The sequence below is a fragment of the Marinilabilia rubra genome (assembly GCF_003121985.1).
Lineage (GTDB): Bacteria > Bacteroidota > Bacteroidia > Bacteroidales > Marinilabiliaceae > Marinilabilia > Marinilabilia rubra.
In genome coordinates this window covers 101,732-127,111 of record NZ_QEWP01000012.1, presented here as the reverse complement: position 1 = coordinate 127,111, position 25,380 = coordinate 101,732, and the positions used below count along the sequence as shown (strand labels likewise).

The following is a 25,380-nucleotide window of genomic DNA, read 5'->3' as shown; positions in this document are numbered from 1 at the left end:
GCCCCGAAATGAGCAAAGAATTTTTTTATGGTTTCTGTTGTTATTACCGGCCCTGAATCAACGGGTAAATCTAGACTTACCATACAACTAGCGGAATATTTTAATGGTTACCTGATTGAAGAATATGCCCGTTCATATGTTGAAAATTTAAACAGGTCTTATACCTTTGAGGATGTAGAAAAAATTACAAGCATTCAGGTTCAGGAATACCTTAGAATTAAAAGTGCTGCTTTGCATGAGGATTATGCATTTTTTGATACTTTTCTTTTAATTACCAAGGTTTGGTTTGAAGAGGTTTTTGAATGTTGTCCGGTTTGGTTAAACCATGAAATAAAGACCTGTAAGCCGGATTTAGCTTTGCTTTGTGCGCCAGATCTTCCCTGGGAAGCTGATGGGGTGCGTGAAAACGGTCATCTAAGGCAGTATCTATTTGACAGGTATAAAGAAGAGCTTGAATTTTACAGTATCCCCTTCCATGTTGTTGAAGGAGGCGGTGTTCAAAGATTTCAGAATGCCCTGAAATGCGTAGATTCATTTATTGGAACTAAAAAATCAGAAATATGAGTTACCTGGAATACCCCAGACGATTAAAAGATACGATAGAAAACCTTTCCAGAGAAGATTCATATCAGGCTGTATGCCATAGGCATTATCCTGATCAGCCCATGCCCTCATCAAGAATTCTGGGTGAAATTGTGGATTTGTTACGGGAGATTATTTTTCCGGGATACTTCGGGGATTCACCTACCAGGCCCGGGAGTATAAATTATTATCTTGGGGTAAATGTAGAGCGTCTTTATGATTTATTACGCCAGCAAATATATGCCGGATTGTGTTTTGATTGCAACCATGCTGATCGTAACGACCTGTTGATGCGCAAGGATCGTGCAGCTCAAATAACATTGGAATTTATTGAAAAGCTACCGGTTATTCGTCATCTTTTAGCTACTGATGTTGAGGCAGCCTATTTGGGCGATCCTGCAGCCCAAAGCAATGCGGAGGTAATTTTTTGTTATCCTGCAATCAGGGCTATTACTAATTACAGGATTGCTCATGAATTGCTGCAGCTCAATGTTCCTCTTATCCCCAGGATTGTTTCAGAAATGGCCCATTCCGAGACAGGTATAGATATTCATCCCCGGGCCAGAATTGGCCATCATTTTACTATTGATCATGGAACGGGAGTCGTAATTGGTGCAACTTCTATTATTGGAAACCATGTGAAAATATATCAGGGGGTGACCTTAGGAGCAAAAAGTTTCCCGATGGATGAAGAGGGTAATCCTATAAAAGGCATTGATCGCCACCCAATTGTTGAGGACAACGTTATTATCTATGCCCAGGCAACCATACTCGGACGTATTACTGTGGGCGCTAACTCAATAATTGGAGGAAACGTGTGGTTAACCGCTTCTGTTCCTGAAAATAGTAAGATTCTTCAGGAAAAGTACAGGCATTCCGGATTTCTTGGGGGAGATGGAATATGATTTGTCATATGATAAACGACTTTTGCCATCTTATTCTTTGTTTTTACCAAAAATTAGAATCTATCTAACGATTTCTCCGTAGAATTGATTATACTTCGGAGAGTAAAATCGAATAGTATATATAATTTTCTATCTTTGTAAAGGAATCAATGGTTGTCGCAAAAATGGGTTTTAATCTGGAAGAATGGTATGCTCACAAGCTCCAGGGAGAGATAATTCTGAAATATGCCGGAAGTATTTCGTCGGATATGATAACCCATGCACTTGAAACAATTGAAGAAAATCCGCAGCTGCGTAAAGAACGCTTGCAAACAAGAAAAAAGGTTTACAACGTTTTTGTTGAGTGTATGCAAAATCTTTATCACCATGTGGATGCACCACCTTCTGGTCTTTCGGTTGGGGGCTCTCCTAATTTTGGAATCGTTCTTTTAGTGCACGATGGTTCTTTTTATCGCGTTACCACCGGAAATTTTATTCTTCGATCAAAAGTGAATTTTATTAAGGACAGAATCGAGCAATTAAACTCTCTTTCTGATGAAGAAGTAAGATTGTTATATCGTGATATTTTGGGAAATGAAGCAATTTCTGAAAAAGGAGGCGGTGGATTAGGAATGTTGGACATTGTGAGGAAAACAGGAAATAAATTAGAATATTTTTTGTACCCTTATGATGGTGAACATGTATTTTTTTCTTTAGATGTGTATATAAGTTAAAAAGATATAATTGCCATTATGGAAACAATTACTCGAGAAGATACTCCCAAAACTCCTTATGTTAAGCTTGATGGGGAGAAGGGGGTGGTAGAGATCAAGGGCCGATCCATACCTGAAAACTCTGTAGAGTTCTACAAACCTCTAATAGATTGGATTGACGAGTATGGTAATGTGCCTAAAGATAATACCGAAATTAATATTCAACTTGAATACTTCAATACCAGTTCATCCAAATGTATTCTGGATATCTTTAAAAAGTTGGAACTGTTATTTAAAAAGGGCTTTAAAGTTCAGGTTAATTGGTACTATGAAGAGGATGATGAAGATATGTTTGAAGCTGGAGAGGATTATCAATCCATTATAAACCTTCCTTTTAGAATGATTGAAATGGAAGAATAAAAATTGATAGAAGGCATTATTGAAAGGTCATAGGCGGTTTGTTTATGACCTTTTTTTATCAGAGGACTTTTGTGATAATTGATTGTTTTAATTTCCATCTTGGTTTTCATGCTGATATAACACTTGGATGCTTTTATTTTCGCCTCAATATGGTTTTCTTTCCACGCGAGAGTAGTTTTTTGAGGGTTTTACTGTAAAGTAAAATGAAGAGAATGATATTCATTACCCATATTACCATTAAATTAACCCAAAATGTATTTGCTTCCAATTGACCAATTCTTTTATGAGGGGACAGGAAATGGGCTTTAATATAGGAGTGCTGAGGATCTTTATAGATCGGGTCAAACTTCTGGATGAATTGCTGATTGTGCTTGATAATCCTTTTGGAGAAAAAGTCATCTGTACCTCTCATAAAACGTTCAAGGCCTTCATTGTGAAATTTATTCTTTAACTCGGTAAGGTAATTCCTTCCTTTTTCAGGGTGGGATTTAATAATCTCTTGCCTAAGTGCCTCCTGACGCCTGTCTGCTTCGTTATATAGGTTAATGAAATAGGTTTTGAGACTCTTGAGATAGCTTTCCGTTAACTCAAACTGCTTTGGAGTAATTGTTCCTTTGTTGAAAACGGGCAAAGGTTTGAATTCCTCTTTTTTTGGCAGTAATGAAACAACTTTTTTAAATTCGGTGTTCAGAAGAGTGATTAAAACATTTTTTTCTGTGCTGTCGGTTGTTTCTTTTAAATTGGATACTTCATTCCTCATGGCCGGTATCCAATAATCTTTTCTATAGTTAGCGGTGCTTTTTAGTTTTTCATGGACAAAAAAGTTTTCCTGATAATCATTTTTAGAAAATTGATGAACTGCCAGTCCCTCAAAAGCCCATCTGGCTGTAATTAATTCTCCATACCAGGGAATATCTGAAACAGAGGACAAATGGGGATTGAGTCGATCGTATGAGACGAAAACACCACTTAGAATTAACTGAGGGATTATTAGAAATGGAATTAATATGTAAATGTTAACAGTCTTTTTAAGACTGTCAGAGATGATGAGTCCCAGGAGGTTGGCAAATGCAGCAGATGAAAAAAGCATGAGCCAGTATGCCCAGAACATTCCCTTTATCTGTAATATGCTGTTGCCTATCGCCACAAATAGGGCCGTTTGAATGGCTGAAAGGATACCAAGAATCACTACTTTAGACAACAAATAACTAAACCGGCTTAAATTTAAAAAAGCTTCCCTTTTTAATATCTTTTTATCGTTTATTATTTCTTCGGCACTGACTGTCAGTCCAACAAACAAGGCAATAATGACCGAAATAATAATATAGGTAATTACGTTTGGATTTTGGAAGAATATGTAGTTCTGCGGCTGGCCACCTCCCGGCTGGAAGTAGAAAAGTAGGCTTGAAAGTATTAGGGCCAAAAAAGGCATTTCAAGAAGATTGATGAAAACATACTGTTTGTTGGCCAGTTTTGATTTCAGATCCCTCATGAAAAATATTCTAAACTGTCCTAATTTGGTTGGGATTTGAAAGTTTATTCTTGGAAGAGCGAGTCTTTTTTCTTCCCGTTTGGTGCTGGCTGGATGGCTTTTCTTGAAGCTTTTAAACCAGTCGTGGGGTGATATCCTCCTAACAGGAGTAGGGGAGCCGTATTCGTCCAATACCTGAGAACTGACTATGCTCAGTATTTGTTCGGGATTAACATTACCGCATACCGGACATTCACTTTCATCGCGATTAGCATGATTGATGCATGATTTAAAATAATTGATGGCACCAACAGGATCTCCATTGTAAATAAGATATCCTCCGGTATCCAGCACCAACAGTTGGTTAAACATTTTATAGATCTCTGATGACGGCTGGTGTATTACTACATATATAAGCTTTCCTTTTACTGCCAAATCTTTCAGGAGGTCCATGATGTTTTCGGAATCTCTTGAGGAAAGACCGGACGTAGGTTCGTCAAGGAATAACACCGAGGGTTCTCTGATTAGCTCAAGGGCAATATTTAATCTTTTTCGTTGGCCTCCACTGATTTTTTTATTCAGACTTGAGCCAACCTTCATGTTTCTAATGTCGTATAGGCCAAGGGATTTAAGCATCTTTATTACTTTTTCCTCAATAGCTTTATCCTCCAAATGGTCAAAACAGAGTTTTGTGTTGTAATAAAGATTTTGAAACACGGTTAAATCACCTATAAGGAGGTCATCCTGGGCTACATATCCTATCAAACCTTTTATTTTCTCCGGAAATAGGTGAAGGTCAATCCCATTCAGCAGTATTTCTCCCGATGTGGGAAGATAGATGCCTGTCAATACATTGATGAGGGTACTTTTTCCTGCTCCTGAATCCCCCATGATTCCTACAAGCTGACCGGAATGGCTGGTAAAGCTCATGGGGTGAAGTCCCGCATCTTTATTGTGCTCAAAACTGAATGAAATATCTCTGACATCAAATACAAGAGGCGACTTGTTTGCACTGTAATTGAAGTGCATGGCGATGTCACTGAAAGTAACCGGAGACCCATGTTTGTAGCGGATGGAACCGCCCGGTCTTAATACCTGTACCCGATGAGGAATCAAAATCTGACCGTTGATGGTCAGTTCAGTAGTTTCATTGGATTTAATAAGAAAAATTGAAACTGAGCTAATGTTTAATGCATAAATTTCGGTATTTAAAAATTCCCTGAAAATATACCTGTTTTCCTCTTTTCTGCTTTTATTACCTCCCACAATGAGAATATCCTGATCGATCTCTGGGTTTGAATGGGCAATGAATCGTTTTATTGAGCTAAACTCATCGGATCTGATATTGAAGGTGTCGGCAATGGTTTCAGCAAACTCATTTTCTATCTCAGAGACCTTGTGTATTCCTGAGTTCAGAAATTCAAGAAGCTGAATAATTACAATGGTTTTCTGATAGTGGGTGAGTTCTTCATTTATGGCGGTAGCGATGCGTAATACTTTTACCGAACTGGCTGCAAAGAATTTCTGTTGTCGGCTCTTTTCTTTTAACTTTTCTCTGTAAGTTTTGAGGTGTTGATCAAATAAAAGAAGGTATTCCTCTATCAACTGGTTGTTGAGTTGAAGTGCCAGGTAATTACGCACCACTTTTCTTCTCGAGACTACATCCTCTGATGGTGCGGCCACAAGTGCAAAAAGTTGCATTAATGCTTTTAAAATACCTTCACTCATGGTATTTTTCAGATTCAGCGATAAAAAGGAAATTACAATTTGACACCTGACGTTTTAAAACCAATAAGCACCAGTGCAAGTCCGGAATCCTCACCGTCAGGCATTAATCCTGCTTCTATGATGCATTCCATATTACCCTCCATTTGGAAATCCCAGGAAGCGGAGTATTGTTGCTGGGAACTTGAAAACAAAAGATTCTTGTTTGTATCATAAACAGAAAACCAAATCTTTTTATTGGTTGGGGAGCAGGTGGCGATTCTATAAGTATTGCCTTCGAACAGTGTAGTGCGAAATTCGGCAACTTCAGAGCCAGTTAACAGAGCTTTCATTGGCTGGCTATTGGGAATAAATCCATTTCTTATCTGCTGTATACAACCTGCCTCAATTTCTTTGGTTTGTTGCGAATTGGTTTTTGGGGTATAAGCCAGGGATATTAAGGTTAAAAAAAGAATGGTTATGGTTCTAAATGACTTCATAAAAATATTCTTTTTGGTGCATGGCCCGATTTTGTGTTATTCCAAAGTTATTCAAAAAAATAGAAACAACCGACAAATACTAAAAAATAATCTGCCTGAATGTTAAGTCGGGATACGGTTTGTATAGATGAAAACGTAAAGATTATGCAATCATTGCGTGATTCTTTAAGGATACGTGTTTTATGAAAAATAGTTGTTGTATGAATTGGAAAAATGTTTGGAGTTAGTAAAATACAGGGTTCCCGGGTTGTGAAGGCACAAAATCCCTGAAGTCTTTGATGGACTCTCCGGTTGTTCTGAGGCTCAGTGGTAATTCTCCGGAAGGGACTCTTGGCATTATGGCAAGCCGTATCTGCAAAGTATTAAACACAAGATTGTCATTTCTTATCCGAAGACCTCCGCCAAAGCTGAAGTAGGGGGTTTGCTCAAAAATACTGTGTCGGGGGTTTTCTCTTAAAAGAGCTGTGTCAAAAAAAGTAAAGAAGGTGAATTTAAAGCCCAATGGTTCATGGGGCGTGAAAAATACTTGTTCTGTTTTCAGAACTATTTTCTCGGAGCCCCTGATTTTTGATTTGTAGTCAAAACGGTGAAGTCCGTTAACATCTTCATCAATGTATAAGTATTCGTCGGGCAGCCGGTTAAATCCTTTGACATATTCCAGTTCAAAAAAGTTTCTTAGCTTGGAATTTCTCAATTCAATCAGGGGGCTAATGTATTCACCTGATAATTTCATGAAGCTCTGCTCTGGTTTTCCCGAATTAAAAAAGGAGCCAATGTCACCACTCAGGTATAGATATCCTTTGGAAGGAATCAATGCTCTGCCCCATGAATGATGGTAGGAAATAAAGTGCCTTTTCAATTTTTGAGAAGAATGATATCCATAGGCCAGATAGCTCAGGTAGCCAAATGGAACATCCTCTGTTCGTCCAAATGAATAAATAAGGTTGTTTTGGTAATAGCCTCTTTTTGACAAAGCTATACCACCATAATAGAAGCGACCATCAGGCAGAAAATGCGTTTGCTCAGTTTGGTTAAATAGTCTGAGATCCAGTAATCTGGCTGTTATGTAGAAGTTGGATCTAACAGGAGTTTTGTCTTCATTTAAAAGAAAAGAGCGGCCGGCCCAAAAGTTTTGACGGGAAAAGTCCAGTGGCGGGGCCCATTCAATAGAGGGGTAATCGCGAAGAGTAGGGTTTTCGAATGAACGATTAATGGTCATTCCCCCGGCATATTTTGTCTCAGGAAGTACAAATTCTCTTTGAACCTTTCCGGATATCAATTTAAGATTGTCAATTTGGGAATAGTCAATCTCAAAATTGATAAATTCCCCAAGAAAGTTTTCTGCACCTAAGGTTTCGCGAAACCCCCATTCTCCAATTCTGAAACTTGGGGCCACAAGAGTATGGGCAAGAGAAATACCTCTTCCCAGCAGATTTTTGTTCATAAGGCTGATGCTCGGTTTTTCATTGGTGAAGCCGAATGAAATGGCATGTGGATATCTGTCCTGGACATACAGGCTGATATTGACCTCGTCTTCTATCGTCGGGTGAGGCCATACGACGATCCGGGCTTCATTAATAAAGGATAACGATCGGAGCAATCGCTCACTGTCGTTGATGTCTGCACGGTTTATTGTGGAGCCTTCCTGAATTGTAATGGTTTTGAGAATAACACTTGAAGCAGTTTCAAATCTAAATTTATTTCCTACTCTTGTTAGCCAGGAGTTATTCGTGGCAGTGGTGTCGTATACCGACCCTCCGAAGGGCTGTATGTGTCTGATGTCAATGCTTCTTATTTTTTTGCCAATGAGTTCTTTGGGGAGCCCGCTGTTTTCGTTGATCTCTGCAGATTTTTCAAAACTGCTTTTAACCAGCCATTCATGAAGTTTTTTTGAGAAAATATTCCGGTCAGAATATTCCTCCAAAATTTCTTCAAGCTTTCTGCCTTCCAGGGTCTTTTCTATTGCTTTGGGGTTTAAAAACTGGATGGTGGTATCGTTGCGAATTATTGTCGTAGTATCGGTTTCCTGAGCTTCTGCATATAATGACGGAGCCAGTATAATAATGCAAAGAATTAACAGTTTGCACACAAATTGCCCTAAAAGAAATTTACAAAAAGCCTGGAGCAAGTTGTTTTTTTCGTGCATAAAATAATTGTTAAATCAGTTGAGATATATTATCAGGAAAACAATGGTAATAATTATTCCAAAACCCGCAAGAATTGTACCTCTGCGTTTGATTCCATTTTTGCCTTTCAGAATAAATAACCCTGAAACGGCCAAAATGATTAATGCTATTGCAAAAATATCTGCAAACCATTTGTAGGCTTTTCCTGGGTTGTAATGTAAAAAGTTGACCTGATAAAATACAGGACGTTTTCGAATGGTTTCAATGGTTGCTTCACCTGATTGCAAATCTACCACAATAGAACTTCCTTTTTGCAGGAAAACTTTTAGCTTTCCCTCTTCCGGAAAATAATGGTTTTTGTATTCGGCAGACACCCCAATTTTATTTACCAGAGATATAATTTCTTTTTTATCGGCTTTATTAAAGTCTTCAGAAATGGTTAATTGTTTTGTTTCTAAATTAACGACATAATTGGGATTCCAGTCCTCCAGATGATTGAGGGCTATTCCTGAAAGGGCATAAACTATTATCATACCCGTGAAAAAATAGCCAAGATCACGGTGTAAGACTCTGTTTATTTTTCGCCATTTGATTTTCATGCAAAATGATCTGGTAACTGGTTTGTTGTTAATTAAATAAGTCTTAATTGCAAGGTTTTATTTGTTGACGTTGGCCCGTTCAACCTTATAGCATTTAAGAATGTAGCTTTGGGCTTTCTGTTCGCTTGCACAACTGTCTGTATGTTCTTTATCCTGCTTTGTTTTATGTTCTTCTGAGGTGTTATTGGATATAAACAAGCCGTTTACAATAATTTCTTCACCTTCAAGGGAATTGTCAAAAGTCGAAATCTGATCGGTGGCTATTACTTTTAGAAATTCGTCTTCTGTGTTTCCTTGTAAAAAGAGCTTTTTCCCGCTTTTGCGACAGGTATGGATACACAAACCTTTAATGTTGACTTCCCGGTCGGTGAACTTACCGGGTTCCTGAAGCAATTCTTTTAAATTAACGGATATTGTCTGCTCTGTTATTTTGTTGGAAGATTTCCGTGAGCTGCAGCCTGTAATAATCAGTGCCAATGTTAAAATTAAAAATGTTGTTGCTTTCATTTTTAAGACGAAAAAAAGATTATTTGATTTATAGAAAATTAAGATGTTTTGATATGGTGTCATTACTTCTACTAAAATAAATATTTTTTTATCATATCAGTGTCTGAGATTAAATGGATAGAAAAAAAACGAATTACTATAGGCATTAATTACTGGCGGCTGCTAAAATGGCTGCTTTTAAAGAAATGAGCAGTCAAAATGGCATGTGGATTTTTGTGGCAAGAACCTTGAAGTAAATTTTCAAGAACGAAAAGATACAAGATATGAATTTGAATCAATTTACAATAAAGGCTCAGGAGGCCATTCAGCAAGCTTTTCAAATAGCAGGTGGATATAATCATCAGGCTATTGAAAATGGCCATATACTCAAAGGTGTTTTTGAAACTGAAGAAAATGTAACTCGTTTTCTTTTCAATAAAATGGGCGCTGGTCAGGTTATGCCTGTTTTAACCAAAATGATTGAATCCTATCCACAAGTCAGCGGGGGTGAACCTTATCTTAGCCGGGAGGCAAATGATAGCCTGCAGAAGGCCATATCTTTTGCAAAAGAGATGGGAGACCAGTTTACAAGTATCGAGCATGTTCTGATGGGCATCCTGAAAAGTAGTGACCAGGTCTCTAAAATGTTGAAAGATGCCGGCGTTACCGAAAAAGGTTTGAAGCAAGCCATTGATGAACTAAGAAAAGGCAGCAAAGTTGACAGCCAATCTGCTGAAGATACATTCAATGCTCTCGGGCGTTTTGCCATAGATCTGAATGAACAGGCACGTACCGGAAAGCTTGACCCGGTGATTGGGAGGGATGACGAAATTCGCCGCATTTTGCAGATACTATCCCGAAGAACTAAAAACAACCCCATTCTTATTGGTGAACCGGGTGTAGGGAAAACTGCCATCGCCGAAGGGCTGGCACACAGGATAATCAATGGAGATGTGCCTGAAAATCTTAAGAGTAAGCGAATATTTTCCCTGGATATGGGAGCCCTGATTGCCGGAGCAAAATATAAAGGTGAATTTGAGGAGCGGTTAAAGGCCGTTGTTAAAGAGGTGGTTAGCAGTAATGGCGAAGTGGTTCTCTTTATTGACGAAATTCACACGCTTGTAGGTGCCGGGAAGAGTGAGGGGGCTATGGATGCTGCAAATATTCTTAAACCCGCATTGGCTCGTGGTGAACTACGGGCTATTGGTGCCACCACTCTCGGTGAATATCAAAAATATTTCGAGAAAGATAAAGCCCTTGAACGTCGATTTCAGATTGTTGTGGTGGATGAGCCCGACCTGGCTTCTGCTATCTCTATTCTCCGTGGCTTAAAAGAGCGGTACGAAACGCACCATAAGGTCAGAATTCGGGATGAAGCCATTATTGCTGCTGCAGAGTTGTCTAAAAGATATATTTCTGATCGTTTTTTGCCCGATAAAGCCATTGATTTGATTGACGAAGCGGCCTCAAAGCTTAGGCTTGAAATGAATTCGGTGCCTGAAGAAATTGATGAGATTGAACGCCGTATTAAACAACTTGAGATAGAGCGTGAAGCAATTCGTCGTGAAGGCGACAAGCAAAAAGTTACCGTTTTAAGTGAGGAAATATCCAATCTCAAAGAAGAACGAGATGGTTTGCGCGCCCGCTGGGAGGAAGAAAAAGAGATAATAGAACAAATTCAGAGGAACAAAGAGGCCATTGAGCAGTATAAATTTGATGCAGAACGGGCAGAGCGTGAGGGACTGTATGAAAAAGTAGCTGAATTAAGATATGGCCGTATAAAGGAGGCAAATGAAGCTATAGAGCAGTTGCAAAAGAAACTGGCCCAAAGGCAGACGGAGAGTGCAATGATTAAAGAAGAAGTGGATGCTGAAGATGTGGCTCAGATAGTAAGCCGCTGGACAGGCATTCCAGTGACTCGAATGCTCCAGAGTGAACGCCAAAAATTGCTTAAGCTGGAGGATGAGTTGCACAAACGGGTTATTGGACAGGATGAGGCTATTGCTGCAGTTTCAGATGCTGTGAGACGCAGCCGCGCCGGTTTGCAGGATGTTAAAAGACCAATTGGTTCGTTTATATTTCTCGGGATGACAGGTGTGGGTAAAACCGAATTAGCCCGGGCTCTTGCAGAATTTCTTTTCGACGATGAGGATCTGATGACCAGAATTGATATGTCTGAGTATCAGGAGAGGCATTCAGTTTCACGTTTGATTGGTGCACCTCCCGGGTATGTTGGTTACGATGAAGGTGGGCAGCTGACCGAAGCAGTTCGTCGGAAACCTTATTCAGTGGTTTTGCTGGATGAAATAGAGAAAGCCCACCCGGATGTTTTTAATATTTTGCTTCAGGTGCTGGATGATGGGCGATTGACAGACAACAAAGGTCGTCACGCTGATTTTAAGAACACAATCATCATTATGACTTCAAACGTGGGATCGCAATTGATCCAGAAGAATTATGAAGATTCCGGTGCATCAGGATTCAATGATGAGATTGCCAATAAGACCCGTGATGAAGTCATGAGTTTGATGAAGCAGACCATCAGACCTGAATTTCTGAATCGTATTGATGATATAATAATGTTTACCCCTCTTTCGGAAACAGAGCTGAAAGAGATTGTGAAGCTTCAGTTTAATCAGATTGCGAAGTTGCTTAAAGGCCAAGAGGTGGAAATCAGTATTAGTCAAAAAGCTCTGGATTACCTGGCAAATGTTGGTTTTGATCCCTTGTTTGGAGCCAGGCCCATAAAACGTGCACTTCAAAGGTATGTGCTAAACGATTTATCTAAGAAGCTGCTTGCAGATGAGGTTGATAAGGAAAAACCAATTTTTGTTGATTTTGATGGTAATTCTCTTGTTTTTAAGAATTAAAAATGAGGGATTACATTAAGTTAAAGCCCCATGTGAAAATGTTTCGCATGGGGCTTTAATGTTCGTTGATAATGGATACAACAAACAATTATATTGATAATTCTGGCTCAGGACATGCAAATAACCAGATGTAACCAAGCGGCAAAATTACTGATCAAAGTCAAATACTTTGTCGAGCTTCATTAGCGAAAGGAGATCCATTACCTCTTTATTGACATTGGACAAAACAAAGCTTCCTTCATTTTGGCGGGCTGTTTTGAGGGCAGAGATAAGCACCCCGATACCTGTACTGTCAATAAATTTAATATTCTCCAGGTTAAGGATGAAATGAACCTCAGGCTTGTTGAGATTACTGTTTAGCTGCTCTTTTACCGTGGCAGCAATGGTAGCATTTAGTCTATCAGTCTCAGTAATCCTTCCAACTAACTTTGCATTTTGAGAGTCTACGGTTAACATTGTATCCATTACTTATCAGTTTCAGTTTTAAGTTCTTCTTCGGCTTGTTGCAGTTTATCTTTGAATCTTTTAATGATGGAGGCTATGGTTTCAGGAGAGGCATTTCCTTTTATCCAGTCTTGTCTCTCTTGGTCATATCCCTTTAAATTGCGTTCCAGTTGCTGTGCTTCTTTTTCTTCTTCGGGTGTAGGGTTGTTTTTTTTCTGAATCTCTTTTACATGCAGTTCTTTTGCTGACAATTCCAGATTTTTAAGATCACGATTGCCCAATTCCTCCATGCCCATCGAAACAACGGAGGACTTTGCTTTATGTGCAATTGCAGCCACGTCAAGCCAACGTTTTTTAGCAAAACTTTGGTCAAGACCTTCGGTGAATTCAGGGATTTGTTCCAAAAAAATAGTAATCAGCTCGTCAATGATACCTTTATCCCCTTCGGCAATGCTTTCCAGGTAACTAAGGTTAATGCAATGATGTTGATTTGGCATAAAACAAAGTTTTTACAATGGCTGTGAATGCCACAAATTTAATAAAAATGAGACGATAGAAAAACGTGACCTTTTTCTTGATAACGTAAATTTACAAATAATTGTCATTCTTTATACCACATTTTTTGGTTTAAATTTGTCTAGCCACAAATAAAGTTAGTGGCCCGCTCTTTTTTTATGTCTTTGTTTTCCTGTTCTTCAGGAGTAAAAATGCTTAAATAATATTGAAATGCAAAAAACTGTTCTGTACGATATTCATAAGCAACTAGGTGCGAAAATTGTACCTTTTGCCGGTTTTGAAATGCCTGTGGAGTATGGTGGTATTAATGTTGAACACATGGCTGTCAGAGAGGCTGCAGGTATTTTTGATGTTTCTCATATGGGTGAATTTTGGGTTAAAGGGCCTAATGCTTTTGACCTGATCCAGTCAGTTACCAGCAATGACCTTTCTGTTATTCCTGTTGGTAAAGCTCAATATTCCTGTATGCCTAACGATGAAGGCGGCATAGTGGACGATTTGATTGTTTATCATTACGAGGATGAGAAATACATGCTTGTGGTAAATGCTTCCAATATGGATAAAGACTGGAATTGGATAAATGCAAAGAACAGTTTTGCTGCGGAATTGGAAAATGCAAGTGATAAAATGTCCCTTATTGCCGTACAAGGGCCCAAAGCAGGTGAAATTCTTCAAAAATTGACTCCGCTGGATCTGGTATCCATCCCGTTTTATGCTTTTGCAACAGGTGAAATGGCTGGCAAGTCAGATGTCATTATATCTAATACCGGTTATACCGGCTCCGGTGGATTTGAGTTGTATTTGTACAATGAGGATGCTGCTGATGTGTGGCAAGCTATTATGGAGGCGGGAAAAGAATATGGCTTAATGCCTGCAGGATTGGGTGCCCGGGATACGCTGCGCCTCGAAGCCGGTTTGGCATTGTATGGAAACGATCTTACGGATTCTTCATCTCCGGTTGAGGCTAACCTGGGGTGGATCACTAAGCTGGTAGATGGAAACGATTTTACATCCCGACCGCTTTTTGAAAAACAGAAGGCAGAGGGCGTAGACAAACGATTGAAGGGATTTGTCCTGGAAGAGCGTGGAATACCCAGGAAGGGATATGAAATTGTTGATGCCGATGGCAATGCGATCGGTGAAGTCACTTCCGGAACAATGTCTCCGATGCTAAAGAAGGGAATTGGTATGGGATACGTGAAGTCCGGTTTTTGGAAAACTGATACAGAGGTGTTTATCCGCATCCGGAATAAGGATGTTAAAGCCAAAATTGTTAAGCCTCCGTTTGTGAAATTAAAATAGGTTGAAGGTTAGGAAGAAAGCCGGATGGTTGTTAATTAGAAAAATCTCTGAAATGATTTTTGCATAAATATGCATGTGTTTGTTTGGTTGGAATTTTATCCAAAAGGAAATTGTGTTGGTAAAGAAAAAAATACATGATTGGCAATAACCTTGAATTCATTATCGAACTTGCGCTTAACCTATCCTCAGGCAGGGAAGTGTTATTTTGAGTTTTCAAGCTTTCTCCCGTGGTTATTAAAGGAAAAAAACATTATTTGTGCCTGAATATTCCTGAGGAGATGAAAAAAAATTTCAAACAGATGAATAAAAAATCATAAATCATTAACTTTGATGCGTGATAAAAATCACTTTTTCTCTAAAATGCTTTTGATGAGAGACTTGTGTGTGTTTTTATCTCTTTCATTCTACGTGTAACAAAATAATATTTTTAATAATAAAATTAACTGGTGATGAAGAAACACAACTTTTATGCTGGGCCGTCAATATTGCCTGAATTTACCATTAAAAATACGGCAGAAGCTGTAACCAATTTTGCCGGAACCGGCCTTTCTGTAATGGAAGTTTCACACCGCAGTAAGGAGTTTGTAGCGGTAATGGACGAAGCCCAGGCTCTTTTCAAAGAGTTGCTTAATATTCCTGAAGGATATGAAGTTCTTTTTTTAGGGGGAGGTGCCAGTACTCAGTTTTGCATGGTTCCTTTTAACCTGATGAAAAAGAAGGCTGCTTATTTGAATACCGGTTCATGGGCAGCAAAGGCTCAGAAGGAGGGTAAGCATTTTGGCGAAGTTGTGGAAGTTGCTTCCTCTAAAGATGCCAACTATAATTACATTCCAAAAGACTATAAAGTACCTGCTGATGCTGATTATTTCCACATCACTACCAATAATACCATTTACGGTACTGAAATTAAGGAAGATCTTGAAGTTGGAGTACCTTTGGTTGCTGATATGTCTTCAGATATCTTTTCTCGTCCCATTGATGTATCGAAGTATGCTTTGATATATGGTGGTGCGCAAAAAAATCTTGCTCCTGCAGGCGTTACCTTTGTAATTGTTAAGAAAGATCTTCTTGGTAAAGTCGATCGCGATATCCCAACCATGCTCGATTACAGAACTCATATTGATAAAGGCTCAATGTTCAATACACCTCCCGTGTTGCCGGTTTATGCAGCATTGCAAACATTGATATGGTTGAAAGAGCAAGGTGGTGTTGAAGGCATGCATAAGAAAAACATTGAGAAAGCCGGACTGCTGTATGACGAAATTGATCGTAACAAGCTCTTCAAGGGTACTGTTGCCAGCAAGGAAGACCGCTCATTAATGAACGTTTGTTTCGTGATGAATGAAGAGTACGCAGAATTGGAGAAAGAATTTTTCGAGTTTGCCAGCGAGAGAGGCATGATAGGAATCAAAGGCCATCGCAGTGTTGGTGGTTTCCGTGCTTCAACTTACAATGCTTTGCCGCTTGAAAGCGTAAAAGCATTGGTTGAAACTATGCAGGAATTTGAGAAAAAACACTAAAATATTATCTTCAATGAAGGGCCTTTTTTGAGGCCCTTTGTTGTTAATCTGATTTATACCTAAATTTATCTGTTAGTTTGCTCAGTAGTTTTCCTGATATGGTTGTCTTAATTAAGAAGAGCCATTTTCCGCTTTTATTTTTATTAAGGCATTTATTCCCGAACCTCTGAGCTTCTTTCAAAACTTCCCGGATTAATCAGAAAAAAACTGGAAATTATGAAGAAAGTACTAGTTGCCACCGAAAAACCTTTTGCGCCTGCGGCAATTGCGCAAATCAAAAAAATTGTAGATGAAGCTGGTTTTGAACTGGCTCTTCTTGAAAAATATTCCTCAGCAGATGAACTGAAGTCAGCAGTCGCTGATGCCAGTGCACTTATTGTCAGATCAGATAAAGTAACTGCTGATGTGGTTGACGCAGCCAAAGAACTGGGTATTGTTGTACGTGCAGGAGCTGGCTATGATAACCTTGATATGGAAGCTTGTTCAGCAAAGAATATTGTTGCAATGAACACTCCGGGACAGAACTCAAATGCTGTTGCAGAGCTGGCCTTTGGAATGATGGTATTCCAGGCAAGAAACCATTTCAACGGTACGGCAGGTACAGAATTGCGTGGCAAGAAAATCGGAATCCATGCTTATGGAAATGTTGGTTTGTATGTCGCTAAAGTGGCCAAAGGATTTGGAATGCATGTTTATGCTTTCGATCCGTTTGTTGATGACGCAAAAATTAAAGCTGATGGTATTACTCCACTTTCTTCAGTTGAAGAGTTGTACAGCACCTGTCAGTATGTTTCTCTCCACATTCCGGCCAACGACAAAACCAAAAAGTCTATTAATAAAGAATTACTGAGCAAGATGCCTGAAGGCGGTGTTTTAGTAAATACCGCACGTAAAGAGGTGATTGATGAAGATGGTATCGTGGCCTTGATGGAAGAGAGAAAAGATTTTGCTTATATTTCCGATATTTCTCCCGACAACAAGGCAGTTTTTGAAGAGAAATTCCCCGGACGTTTCTTCTTTACACCCAAGAAAATGGGGGCTCAGACTTCAGAAGCTAATATTAATGCAGGAGTTGCGGCTGCCAATCAAATCGTTAGGTTTTTCAAAGACGGAGACGAAACCTTCAGAGTCAATAAATAGCAAAAACAGCAAAACCTCTCGCTTATGGCTATCGTAAAACCATTTAACGGGCTACGTCCTCCAAAGGACATCGCCGCCGGATTGTCCTGTCTGCCTTATGATGTAATGAACAGTCAGGAGGCTGCAAAAATGGCCGGGGATAAAGACTACTCATTGTTGCACATTACACGTGCTGAAATTGATTGTGAGGAGGACGTGGATGTTCATTCCGATGAGGTCTATGAAAAGTCGGCTGAGAACTTAAATAAGTTTAAAGAAAAAGGCTGGCTTGCTCAGGACGAGGAACCACGATTTTATATTTACGCCCAGACCATGAATGGTCGTACTCAATATGGAATTGTGGGATGTGCTTCCTGTACTGATTATGAACAAGGCGTAATTAAAAAGCATGAATTGACACGCCCGGAGAAAGAAGAGGACCGGATGGTGCATATTCGTACCAATAATGCCAATCTTGAACCTGTATTTTTTAGTTATAAAGCCGTTCCTGAGATTGATGAGATTGTTAATAACATTGTCACCACTCAGGAACCGGAATATGATTTCACTGCCGGGGATGATGGGTTTGGTCATCATTTCTGGGTAGTATGGGATGCTGAAACCAACACAAAGCTGGAAAACCTTTTTTCCACCAAGGTGCCATGTACTTATGTTGCAGATGGACATCACCGCACGGCTGCTGCAGCAAGAGTTGGCCTGGAGAGAAAAGCTGCCAATCCCAACCATACAGGCAATGAAGAGTACAACTTCTTTATGGCTGTACATTTCCCGGATGATCAATTGGAGATAATTGATTACAATCGTGTAGTTAAGGATTTGAATAATTATTCTCCGGCTGAGTTTGTTGAGAAGCTATCTGAATCTTTTGATATCAGTGAAATTGGAAGCGAAATCTACAAGCCATCCCAACTTCATGAATTCAGCATGTATCTTGATGGAAAGTGGTACAAACTGACGGCCAGGGAAGGAACCTATAATGATCAGGATCCAATTGGTGTTTTGGATGTCACCATCTTGTCCAATCATGTTTTGGATAAGTTGTTGGGCATAAAAGATCTGAGGACTTCAAAGCGCATTGATTTTGTGGGTGGAATTCGTGGTCTTGGAGAATTGCAAAGCCGGGTGGATTCAGGTGAAATGAAAGTTGCATTTGCTTTATATCCTGTTTCTATGCAGCAATTGATCGATATTGCTGATACAGGCAATATTATGCCGCCAAAGACCACCTGGTTTGAGCCTAAACTCAGATCCGGATTGGTTATTCATGAAATTTAACCGATTGGAGAAATTGAAAAGCCGAATTTGCGGCTTAAAGAATTTCTTATAATATTTAGCCCGGCTTGGTTTTGTTGGCATTAGGCCATCAGTCTCAGGCCGGGCTTTTAATTAAAATCTGAGATTGGCTTAAATGAATTCTCCGTTAAAAATCAGAGAGAAACCTGAATCTGTAGGTGTCATTTTTAAGTTATATCAGAAAAAAACGAATTATCATGTCATCAGTCAGTGAAAATTTGAAGATTGTAAAAGATGGGTTGCCGGAAGGGGTAACTCTTGTTGCTGTCTCCAAAACCAAACCTGCCGAAATGATTATGGAAGCATATGAAAGCGGCCAGAGTATTTTTGGTGAAAATAAGGCCCGGGAATTGGCAGATAAATACGAAGAATTGCCCAAAGATATTGATTGGCATATGATTGGGCATCTTCAGCGAAACAAAGTCAAGTATATTGCTCCATTTGTGTCGTTGATACATGGTGTTGACAGTATGCGTCTTTTGCGGGCAATAAATAAGGAAGGCGCCAAAAATGACCGGGTTATTCCATGTTTACTGCAAATTCATATAGCATCCGAGGAGAGTAAGTTTGGGTTGGATGCCGGAGAATTGACAGAGATGCTTAAAAGTGATGATTTTAAGTCTTTTGACCATGTTAAGATACAAGGGTTGATGGGCATGGCTACTTTCACGGATGATGAATCGAAGGTGGCATCAGAATTCGGTACTTTGAAAAAACTCTTCGACGAAACCAAACAACAATATTTTACTGCTGATTCTGACTTTTCAATCCTAAGTATGGGTATGTCAGGTGACTATAAAATTGCCTTAGCCGAAGGCAGCAACATGGTCAGGATTGGTAGTTCCATCTTTGGAGCCCGGAATTATCAGTAATTAGAAGTGTCGGTCTATAAACTAAACAAACAGTGTCAAAATGTATGTGCGTGTTCAGAAAGTTTCATTTACAAAGCCTGCCCCGATTTTTCTTCGGGGGCTTTCGAAGCCCGTAAACAGGCAGTCCCGATCCTTCGGGATGAGTAATTTTCGGGCAAGCGTAACGCGGTAAATGGGATTTTATGGACACACACTAATTAAAAGCAATGAGTTGGGACTTTTCTGCTTTTGATTATATTTGTTAAGCAATTTTGTTTTTGAAGAGGATGTCAGGCTTTTTTGCAATTGCATTAATGACACAGCGATCCTGACTCATTTAATAAGCTAAAAATAATCAAGGATATGGCTAATTTGGAAACAACCTACCTGGGAATTAAACTAAAAAACCCGATTGTGGTAAGCAGTTCAGGGCTTACCAATAGTGTTGAAAAAATAAAACAGCTTGAAAATGCCGGAGCAGGAGCGGTTGTTTTAAAGTCTCTTTTTGAAGAGCAGATAAACCATGAAATCAATAAAGAGATTACTGGCGGACAGGGGTTTGATTATCCGGAAGCTGTAGATTACGTACGTGAATATACGCGTGAAAATTCAGTAGCTGCCTATTTGCAGATGATAAAAGAGGCCAAAGCGGCAGTTGAAATTCCTGTAATTGCCAGCATTAACTGTTTCTCTTCAGATGAGTGGGTTAATTTTGCTCAGGACATTCAGGATGCAGGTGCCGATGCTATTGAACTCAATGTATTTAGGGTTAATACCGATAAAAACAGCGAAGCTGCGGATTATGAGCAGATTTATTACGATATAGCACAGAATGTGAGTGAGGTTGTTGCCATCCCTGTTTCAATAAAATTGGGGCCTTATTTCTCCAACTTAATTCATGTTGTGGACCGGCTTTCAGTTTCGGGAGCCAAAGGTGTTGTTTTGTTCAACCGTTTTTATGAACCCGATATTGACATTCATTCAATGCAATTGACTGCAGCGGAAGTTTTCAGTTCACCTGCCGAAATTCGTCAATCTCTGCGTTGGGTTGCCATTACCAGTGCAAAAACTAAAAAGATTGACATTGCCGCTTCAACCGGAATTCATGATGGTTCTGCTGTTGTCAAACAAATGCTTGCGGGTGCCAGTGCGACCCAGGTTTGTTCAACAGTATATAAAAACGGACCTTCAGTAATAACCCGGATGGTAGAGTTTTTGGAAAGTTGGATGAAAGAACAAAACTTCTCCACTATTGACGATTTCAAAGGGAAAATGGGATACAGAAGTATTAAGAACCCAAATCTCTATGAAAGAGCTCAGTTTATGAAATATTTTTCAAATTTCGAATAAGTATTGGTACATTTGAAAAGTGAAGATTTTTTAGGGGCAGGTTTCTGCCCCTTTTTGAACATGGGGATTGATACAATAACATTTATTTTCTGACATTTCAGGATTTTTAAATTTTCAGGTTTTAGGAGATTGTGGTTTCAGAAGAATGTGATTTTAGACAAACCAATCAAAGTAGTATTGCTTTAAAATTTGATCGGATTGTTTGATAATCATTGTTTTTTGTCATAAATTAGGTCTTCCAAAATAAACCAACCCTTTGACAATTCAATTTTTTTATACCTATGGAGTATCGTCTTAAACATTTGTTCACCAAATTCCGGATCCTACCGGTATTGCTTTTATTGGGATTTGTGATCTCATGTAATATGGGAAGTCAGAAAAAAGATTCCGGAGAATCAGAAGAGGAGATTATAGAATCTGTTCCAATGAATGACCAATTGGTGGATGATTTTAATAAATCGAAACTGATATTTTACTCTCTGCCATCGCCTCTGGAAACAGCTATGTTGATTAAAAAGGCAGGAGCTACCTTTGATCCGGATATTCTCAATCCAATTGGTAATATCTCACGGTACAATACCAATTCAAAAATGGCGTTAAACCTGGGGATTTATAGTGCAGACTTAAGTTATGCCAGTCTGTTTGACCAATCTCAGATCACCATTGAGTACATGGGGAATGCCCGAAAACTTGCTGACAAGCTTGGTATTCTCGGGGCTGTGGATGAAGAAACCATTAAGAAGCTGGAGCAAAACATGAATAACAGAGAAGTGGTAATGGATATCATTTCTGAAGCTTACATGAACTCCAATGCATATCTTTCCGAAAATAACCGTGCAGCTGTTTCGGTCATGGTTCTTACGGGAGGCTGGATAGAGGGTTTGTATTTGGCTACCTCTCTTACAAAAGGCGATCTTCAGAATAACAAAAAGTTGGTTGAACGGATTTTATATCAAAAACTTTCGCTGGTTACCTTGTTAAATATGATGGAGACTTACCGCGATAATGCCGAAGTAGCTAAACTTATTAATGAGCTGAAAGGGCTTGAATCAGTTTTTGAAAAGGTTACCATTGTCAACACTTCTGATGTTGAAGCCCGGACTGATACAAATAACAAAGTGACAGTAATTAAGGCCAATAGTGAGATTGAGATTTCACCTTCAGATTATATTTCTTTGTGTGAAAAGGTTGAGGAGTTACGGTCTGACTTTATCCTATAACCTTTAGCATTCAGATACATGGCTAGTTATTCCCCAAAGAGCACTTATCAGAATTGTATACACAGGTTTTTACCTGTGATTTTCGTATTGCTTTTGGGGCTTTTTTACTCTTCCAATGTGCAATCTCAATGTGCAAGCTTTGCCCGTGCAGTGGTGAAACCAGAGCTTTCTCCTTTTATTCACGACGGAAACTATAACGCAACGATCCTTGCAGAGGGGGAGTCCGTATTATTACGTAAAACCGTGTTTGAAGGGCAGAAGTACCGTATTGTGGTAAAAGGAGTGCCTGAACTTCCCGGACTAAGGTTTAGAGTGATTGATTCAGGAAGTCAGGTTTTATTTGATAATGCACTGTACGAGTATGCCGACACCTGGGACTTTGATGTTCAGGACACACGAACCATATCAGTAGAGGTGACTGTCCGTGAAGATAATAATCCCGGAAGCTCAGTTGGAGGGTGCGTTGCTGTTCTTTTTGGACTTAGTTTGGATTAACCGGGGATTCTCTGCACCAAAAGGCCTGCTCCTCCTAATGAGATGAGAGTATTTCTGAAAACTTCATTCAGCTATTGCAAATAGGGTTTTAGAAATTTTCCTGTATGGCCTTTGGTTGATTTAACAAGATCCTCAGGTTTCCCGGCAAAAACCAGTTCTCCGCCACCATTTCCTCCTTCAGGTCCAAGATCGGTTATCCAATCAGCAGATTTAATAATTTCCATGTTGTGCTCCACCACAAGCACTGTATGCCCTTTTTCGATGAGCGCTTCAAATGCCTTTAGCAGTTTTTGAATATCATGAAAATGAAGCCCTGTTGTAGGCTCGTCAAAAATGAACAGAGTAGGAGATGACTTTTCCAATGCCAGGAACGATGCGAGTTTTATCCGCTGACTTTCTCCACCACTTAAGGTGCTTGAAGCTTGCCCCAATCGAACATATCCGAGCCCAACGTCAGCAAGTGGTTTTAATCGGTTGATAATCTTTTTCTCAGTATTGCCTTCTGCTCCTCCAAAGAACTCAATACTTTGATTGACGGTCATTTCAAGAATGTCATGGATGTTCTTTCCACGGTACGTAATATCCAGTATTTCCGGCTTAAAACGTTTTCCGTTGCAGCTTTCGCAGGTGAGAACGATATCTGCCATAAACTGCATTTCAATCTTAATGGTGCCTTCACCCTGGCACTCATCACATCGACCACCGTCCACGTTGAAAGAAAAGTGTGCGGGTTTCAGGCTGTTTATTCTGGCCGGTTTTTGGTCCGACATTAGTTTCCTGATTTCATCATACGCTTTCAGGTAAGTTGCAGGATTTGAGCGTGACGATTTTCCAATTGGGTTCTGGTCAATAAATTCAACGTCGTTTATGGCATCTGTTTCACCTTTCAATAGATCGAAATCACCTGTTTTATCGGCATGCCCCCCTTTGATTTTCTTCAAGGCGGGATAAAGCACTTTTTTGACCAGAGAAGACTTTCCCGAACCACTTACACCTGTGATGACATGCAAAACATTCAGGGGGATTTTTATATTAAGGTTCTTCAAGTTGTTTTCCCGGGCTCCGAGTATTTCGATGGCATTGTTCCAGGAGCGGCGAGAGGAGGAAATTTCAATTTTTTTGGTTCCATTGAGGTACTGAGTGGTCAGACTTTCAGGGGTTCCTTCCAGTTCCCTGAAATTTCCCTGAAATACGACTTCTCCACCATGCTGACCAGCCAGTGGACCAATGTCAATGATTTCATCTCCGGCACGAATGATTTCTTCGTCATGTTCAACGACTACCACTGTGTTGCCCAGACTCTTAAGGTGTTTTAATACATCAATGAGCAGGTGGGTGTCGCGTGGATGCAGGCCAATGCTTGGCTCATCCAGTATGTATAAAGATCCAACAAGGCTACTGCCCAGTGACGTGGCCAGGTTGATGCGTTGACTTTCTCCTCCGGAGAGTGTTGAGGATAGCCTGTTGAGAGTCAGATACCCAAGGCCAACATTATTCAAAAAATGAAGGCGGGAGGTAATTTCAATCATCAATCGTTTGGCTACCTTTTGGTCGTGTTTGTTGAGCTCAATTTTATCAAAAAATTCAGAAAGCTCTGAAACCGGCATTAAAACAAGGTCGTGAATGCTTTTCTTATTGACCTGGACATACATCGCTTCCTTTTTAAGTCGCGTTCCGTCACATTCAGGGCAAATGGTTTTTCCCCGGTACCGCGAAAGCATAACACGATACTGGATTTTATACTGCTTGGATTCGAGATGTTTGAAAAATTTATTTAGCCCGTGGAAATAGCGGTTTCCTGTCCATAACAATCGTCTTTGTTCTTGTGAGAGTTCATAATAAGGTTTGTGTACAGGAAAATCAAATTTATGTGCATTATTGATCAAAGCATTTTTCCATTCTCCCATTTTCTCTCCTCGCCAGCAGGCAATAGCCTCATCATAAATGGAGAGGTTCTTGTTAGGCACCACCAGGTCTTCATCAATTCCGATCACACTTCCGAATCCTTCGCATGTAGGGCAGGCACCCAGTGGATTGTTGAAGGAAAACATGTGTTCTGATGGCTCTTCGAAGGTTATACCGTCAGCTTCAAAACGGTTCGAAAACTTGTGTGTTTCAGGTTCTTCTCCCTGGAAAATTTTCACAAGGCATTCTCCCTCACCTTCGTAAAATGCAGTTTGTAATGAATCAGCCAATCTGGATTGGTTGTCTTCATCATCCTTTTTTACGCTTACACGGTCTATTACCAGATTGATGTCCTTGCATTCGTTAAGACGTTTTTCATCCTGAAGTAACTCTTCAATTCTTATGAATTTGCCTTCAGATTCAATTCTGCTAAAACCTTGCTGAGAAAGAATTGACAAATGTTCGGCACAACTACGGTCGTTGGGGGTGATGACACCAGCCAAAATGGCCATTTTTGTGCCGTTTTCATTTTGATTGATGAAATCAATTACGTCGTCAACCTGATGTTTTTTGACTTCTTTCCCTGAAACGGGAGAGAAGGTGCGACCAATACGGGCGTAAAGCAGTTTAAAATAGTCGTAAACTTCAGTGGAGGTTCCAACTGTAGATCTGGGATTCCGGGTATTGACTTTTTGTTCGATGGCAATAGCAGGCGGAATGCCCTTAATATAATCTACTTCCGGCTTGTCAATACGACCCAAAAACTGGCGGGCATAGGCACTCAAGCTCTCCACATACCTTCTTTGACCTTCTGCATACAAAGTGTCAAAAGCCAGGGAACTTTTGCCTGATCCTGATACGCCCGTGATTACGATAAATCGGTTGCGGGGAATGTCCAAATCGATGTTTTTCAGGTTGTGGACACGTGCCCCTTTTATGCTTATATATTTTGATGTAGTTGCTTTTGTTTTTCCCATTTTTCGCTCCAA

Annotated in this window: 21 protein-coding genes; 13 read left to right on the top strand and 8 right to left on the bottom strand. The window is 39.8% G+C overall.

Going from position 1 to position 25,380, the window contains the following annotated elements:
* The first annotated feature begins 27 nt into the window (after positions 1 to 27).
* The 4 genes from DDZ16_RS14565 (at position 28) to DDZ16_RS14550 (ending at position 2,599) form a co-directional block, all read left to right on the top strand.
* Entirely contained in the window at positions 28 to 564 is a 537-nt protein-coding gene (locus DDZ16_RS14565) for an AAA family ATPase (protein ID WP_109265220.1), read from the top strand.
* A complete protein-coding gene (epsC, locus tag DDZ16_RS14560) occupies positions 561 to 1,487 on the top strand; it encodes a serine O-acetyltransferase EpsC (RefSeq protein WP_109265219.1) in 927 nt (308 codons plus the stop codon). The genes DDZ16_RS14565 and epsC overlap by 4 nt, the downstream gene beginning before the upstream one ends.
* Positions 1,488 to 1,636: 149 nt before the next feature.
* Positions 1,637 to 2,200 carry a SiaB family protein kinase gene (locus tag DDZ16_RS14555; protein WP_109265218.1) on the top strand — a complete coding sequence of 188 codons (564 nt, stop codon included), beginning with the start codon at positions 1,637 to 1,639 and terminating at the stop codon, positions 2,198 to 2,200.
* An 18-nt stretch (positions 2,201 to 2,218) separates the two neighbouring features.
* Complete coding sequence (locus tag DDZ16_RS14550; protein WP_109265217.1) at positions 2,219 to 2,599, top strand: DUF1987 domain-containing protein; 381 nt, start codon at positions 2,219 to 2,221, stop codon at positions 2,597 to 2,599.
* Between the two features lie 133 nt (positions 2,600 to 2,732).
* On the opposite strand, the gene DDZ16_RS14545 is transcribed toward DDZ16_RS14550, so the two are convergent.
* The 5 genes from DDZ16_RS14545 to DDZ16_RS14525 all read right to left on the bottom strand — a co-directional run bounded on the left by DDZ16_RS14545 (position 2,733) and on the right by DDZ16_RS14525 (position 9,506).
* Complete coding sequence (locus tag DDZ16_RS14545; protein WP_109265216.1) at positions 2,733 to 5,798, bottom strand: ATP-binding cassette domain-containing protein; 3,066 nt, start codon at positions 5,796 to 5,798, stop codon at positions 2,733 to 2,735.
* A 32-nt stretch (positions 5,799 to 5,830) separates the two neighbouring features.
* A complete protein-coding gene (locus tag DDZ16_RS14540) occupies positions 5,831 to 6,274 on the bottom strand; it encodes a hypothetical protein (protein ID WP_109265215.1) in 444 nt (147 codons plus the stop codon).
* Positions 6,275 to 6,497: 223 nt separating this feature from the next.
* Entirely contained in the window at positions 6,498 to 8,420 is a 1,923-nt protein-coding gene (locus tag DDZ16_RS14535) for a hypothetical protein (protein WP_232526714.1), read from the bottom strand.
* A 15-nt stretch (positions 8,421 to 8,435) separates the two neighbouring features.
* On the bottom strand, positions 8,436 to 8,999 hold the full coding sequence (locus DDZ16_RS14530) for a PepSY-associated TM helix domain-containing protein (RefSeq protein WP_109265214.1): 564 nt from the start codon (positions 8,997 to 8,999) through the stop codon (positions 8,436 to 8,438).
* Between the two features lie 57 nt (positions 9,000 to 9,056).
* Positions 9,057 to 9,506: a hypothetical protein gene (locus DDZ16_RS14525; protein ID WP_109265213.1), complete on the bottom strand. Its 450-nt coding sequence runs from the start codon at positions 9,504 to 9,506 to the stop codon at positions 9,057 to 9,059.
* A gap of 263 nt (positions 9,507 to 9,769) precedes the next feature.
* On the opposite strand from DDZ16_RS14525, the gene clpB reads away from it, so the two are divergent.
* Positions 9,770 to 12,355 (top strand): ATP-dependent chaperone ClpB, encoded by a 2,586-nt coding sequence (clpB, locus tag DDZ16_RS14520; protein ID WP_109265212.1) that lies wholly within the window; start codon positions 9,770 to 9,772, stop codon positions 12,353 to 12,355.
* 147 nt (positions 12,356 to 12,502) lie between these two features.
* On the opposite strand, the gene DDZ16_RS14515 is transcribed toward clpB, so the two are convergent.
* Positions 12,503 to 12,820, bottom strand: a complete 318-nt coding sequence (locus DDZ16_RS14515) for an STAS domain-containing protein (RefSeq protein WP_109265211.1) — start codon at positions 12,818 to 12,820, stop codon at positions 12,503 to 12,505.
* Entirely contained in the window at positions 12,820 to 13,296 is a 477-nt protein-coding gene (locus tag DDZ16_RS14510) for a glycoside hydrolase family 25 domain-containing protein (RefSeq protein ID WP_109265210.1), read from the bottom strand. Before DDZ16_RS14510 ends, DDZ16_RS14515 begins: the two co-directional genes overlap by 1 nt.
* A gap of 229 nt (positions 13,297 to 13,525) precedes the next feature.
* Between DDZ16_RS14510 and gcvT the strand changes: the two genes are divergently transcribed.
* From gcvT to DDZ16_RS14470, 8 genes are all read left to right on the top strand, one after another.
* Positions 13,526 to 14,617, top strand: a complete 1,092-nt coding sequence (gcvT, locus tag DDZ16_RS14505; RefSeq protein ID WP_109265209.1) for a glycine cleavage system aminomethyltransferase GcvT — start codon at positions 13,526 to 13,528, stop codon at positions 14,615 to 14,617.
* 449 nt (positions 14,618 to 15,066) lie between these two features.
* The gene (gene serC / locus DDZ16_RS14500; protein WP_109265208.1) at positions 15,067 to 16,137 is read left to right on the top strand and encodes a 3-phosphoserine/phosphohydroxythreonine transaminase; all 1,071 of its coding nucleotides are present in this window, start codon (positions 15,067 to 15,069) and stop codon (positions 16,135 to 16,137) included.
* 216 nt (positions 16,138 to 16,353) lie between these two features.
* On the top strand, positions 16,354 to 17,277 hold the full coding sequence (locus DDZ16_RS14495; RefSeq protein ID WP_109265207.1) for an NAD(P)-dependent oxidoreductase: 924 nt from the start codon (positions 16,354 to 16,356) through the stop codon (positions 17,275 to 17,277).
* Between the two features lie 24 nt (positions 17,278 to 17,301).
* Complete coding sequence (locus tag DDZ16_RS14490; protein ID WP_109265206.1) at positions 17,302 to 18,552, top strand: DUF1015 domain-containing protein; 1,251 nt, start codon at positions 17,302 to 17,304, stop codon at positions 18,550 to 18,552.
* A 215-nt stretch (positions 18,553 to 18,767) separates the two neighbouring features.
* On the top strand, positions 18,768 to 19,442 hold the full coding sequence (locus DDZ16_RS14485; RefSeq protein ID WP_109265205.1) for a YggS family pyridoxal phosphate-dependent enzyme: 675 nt from the start codon (positions 18,768 to 18,770) through the stop codon (positions 19,440 to 19,442).
* Positions 19,443 to 19,784: 342 nt separating this feature from the next.
* Positions 19,785 to 20,771 carry a dihydroorotate dehydrogenase-like protein gene (locus DDZ16_RS14480; protein WP_109265204.1) on the top strand — a complete coding sequence of 329 codons (987 nt, stop codon included), beginning with the start codon at positions 19,785 to 19,787 and terminating at the stop codon, positions 20,769 to 20,771.
* Positions 20,772 to 21,052: 281 nt separating this feature from the next.
* Positions 21,053 to 21,991 (top strand): hypothetical protein, encoded by a 939-nt coding sequence (locus DDZ16_RS14475; protein ID WP_232526713.1) that lies wholly within the window; start codon positions 21,053 to 21,055, stop codon positions 21,989 to 21,991.
* A gap of 75 nt (positions 21,992 to 22,066) precedes the next feature.
* Complete coding sequence (locus tag DDZ16_RS14470; protein WP_232526711.1) at positions 22,067 to 22,486, top strand: hypothetical protein; 420 nt, start codon at positions 22,067 to 22,069, stop codon at positions 22,484 to 22,486.
* 71 nt (positions 22,487 to 22,557) lie between these two features.
* Here the strand turns inward: DDZ16_RS14470 and uvrA are convergent, their stop codons facing one another.
* Positions 22,558 to 25,368, bottom strand: a complete 2,811-nt coding sequence (uvrA, locus tag DDZ16_RS14465) for an excinuclease ABC subunit UvrA (protein ID WP_109265202.1) — start codon at positions 25,366 to 25,368, stop codon at positions 22,558 to 22,560.
* Positions 25,369 to 25,380 lie beyond the last annotated feature (12 nt).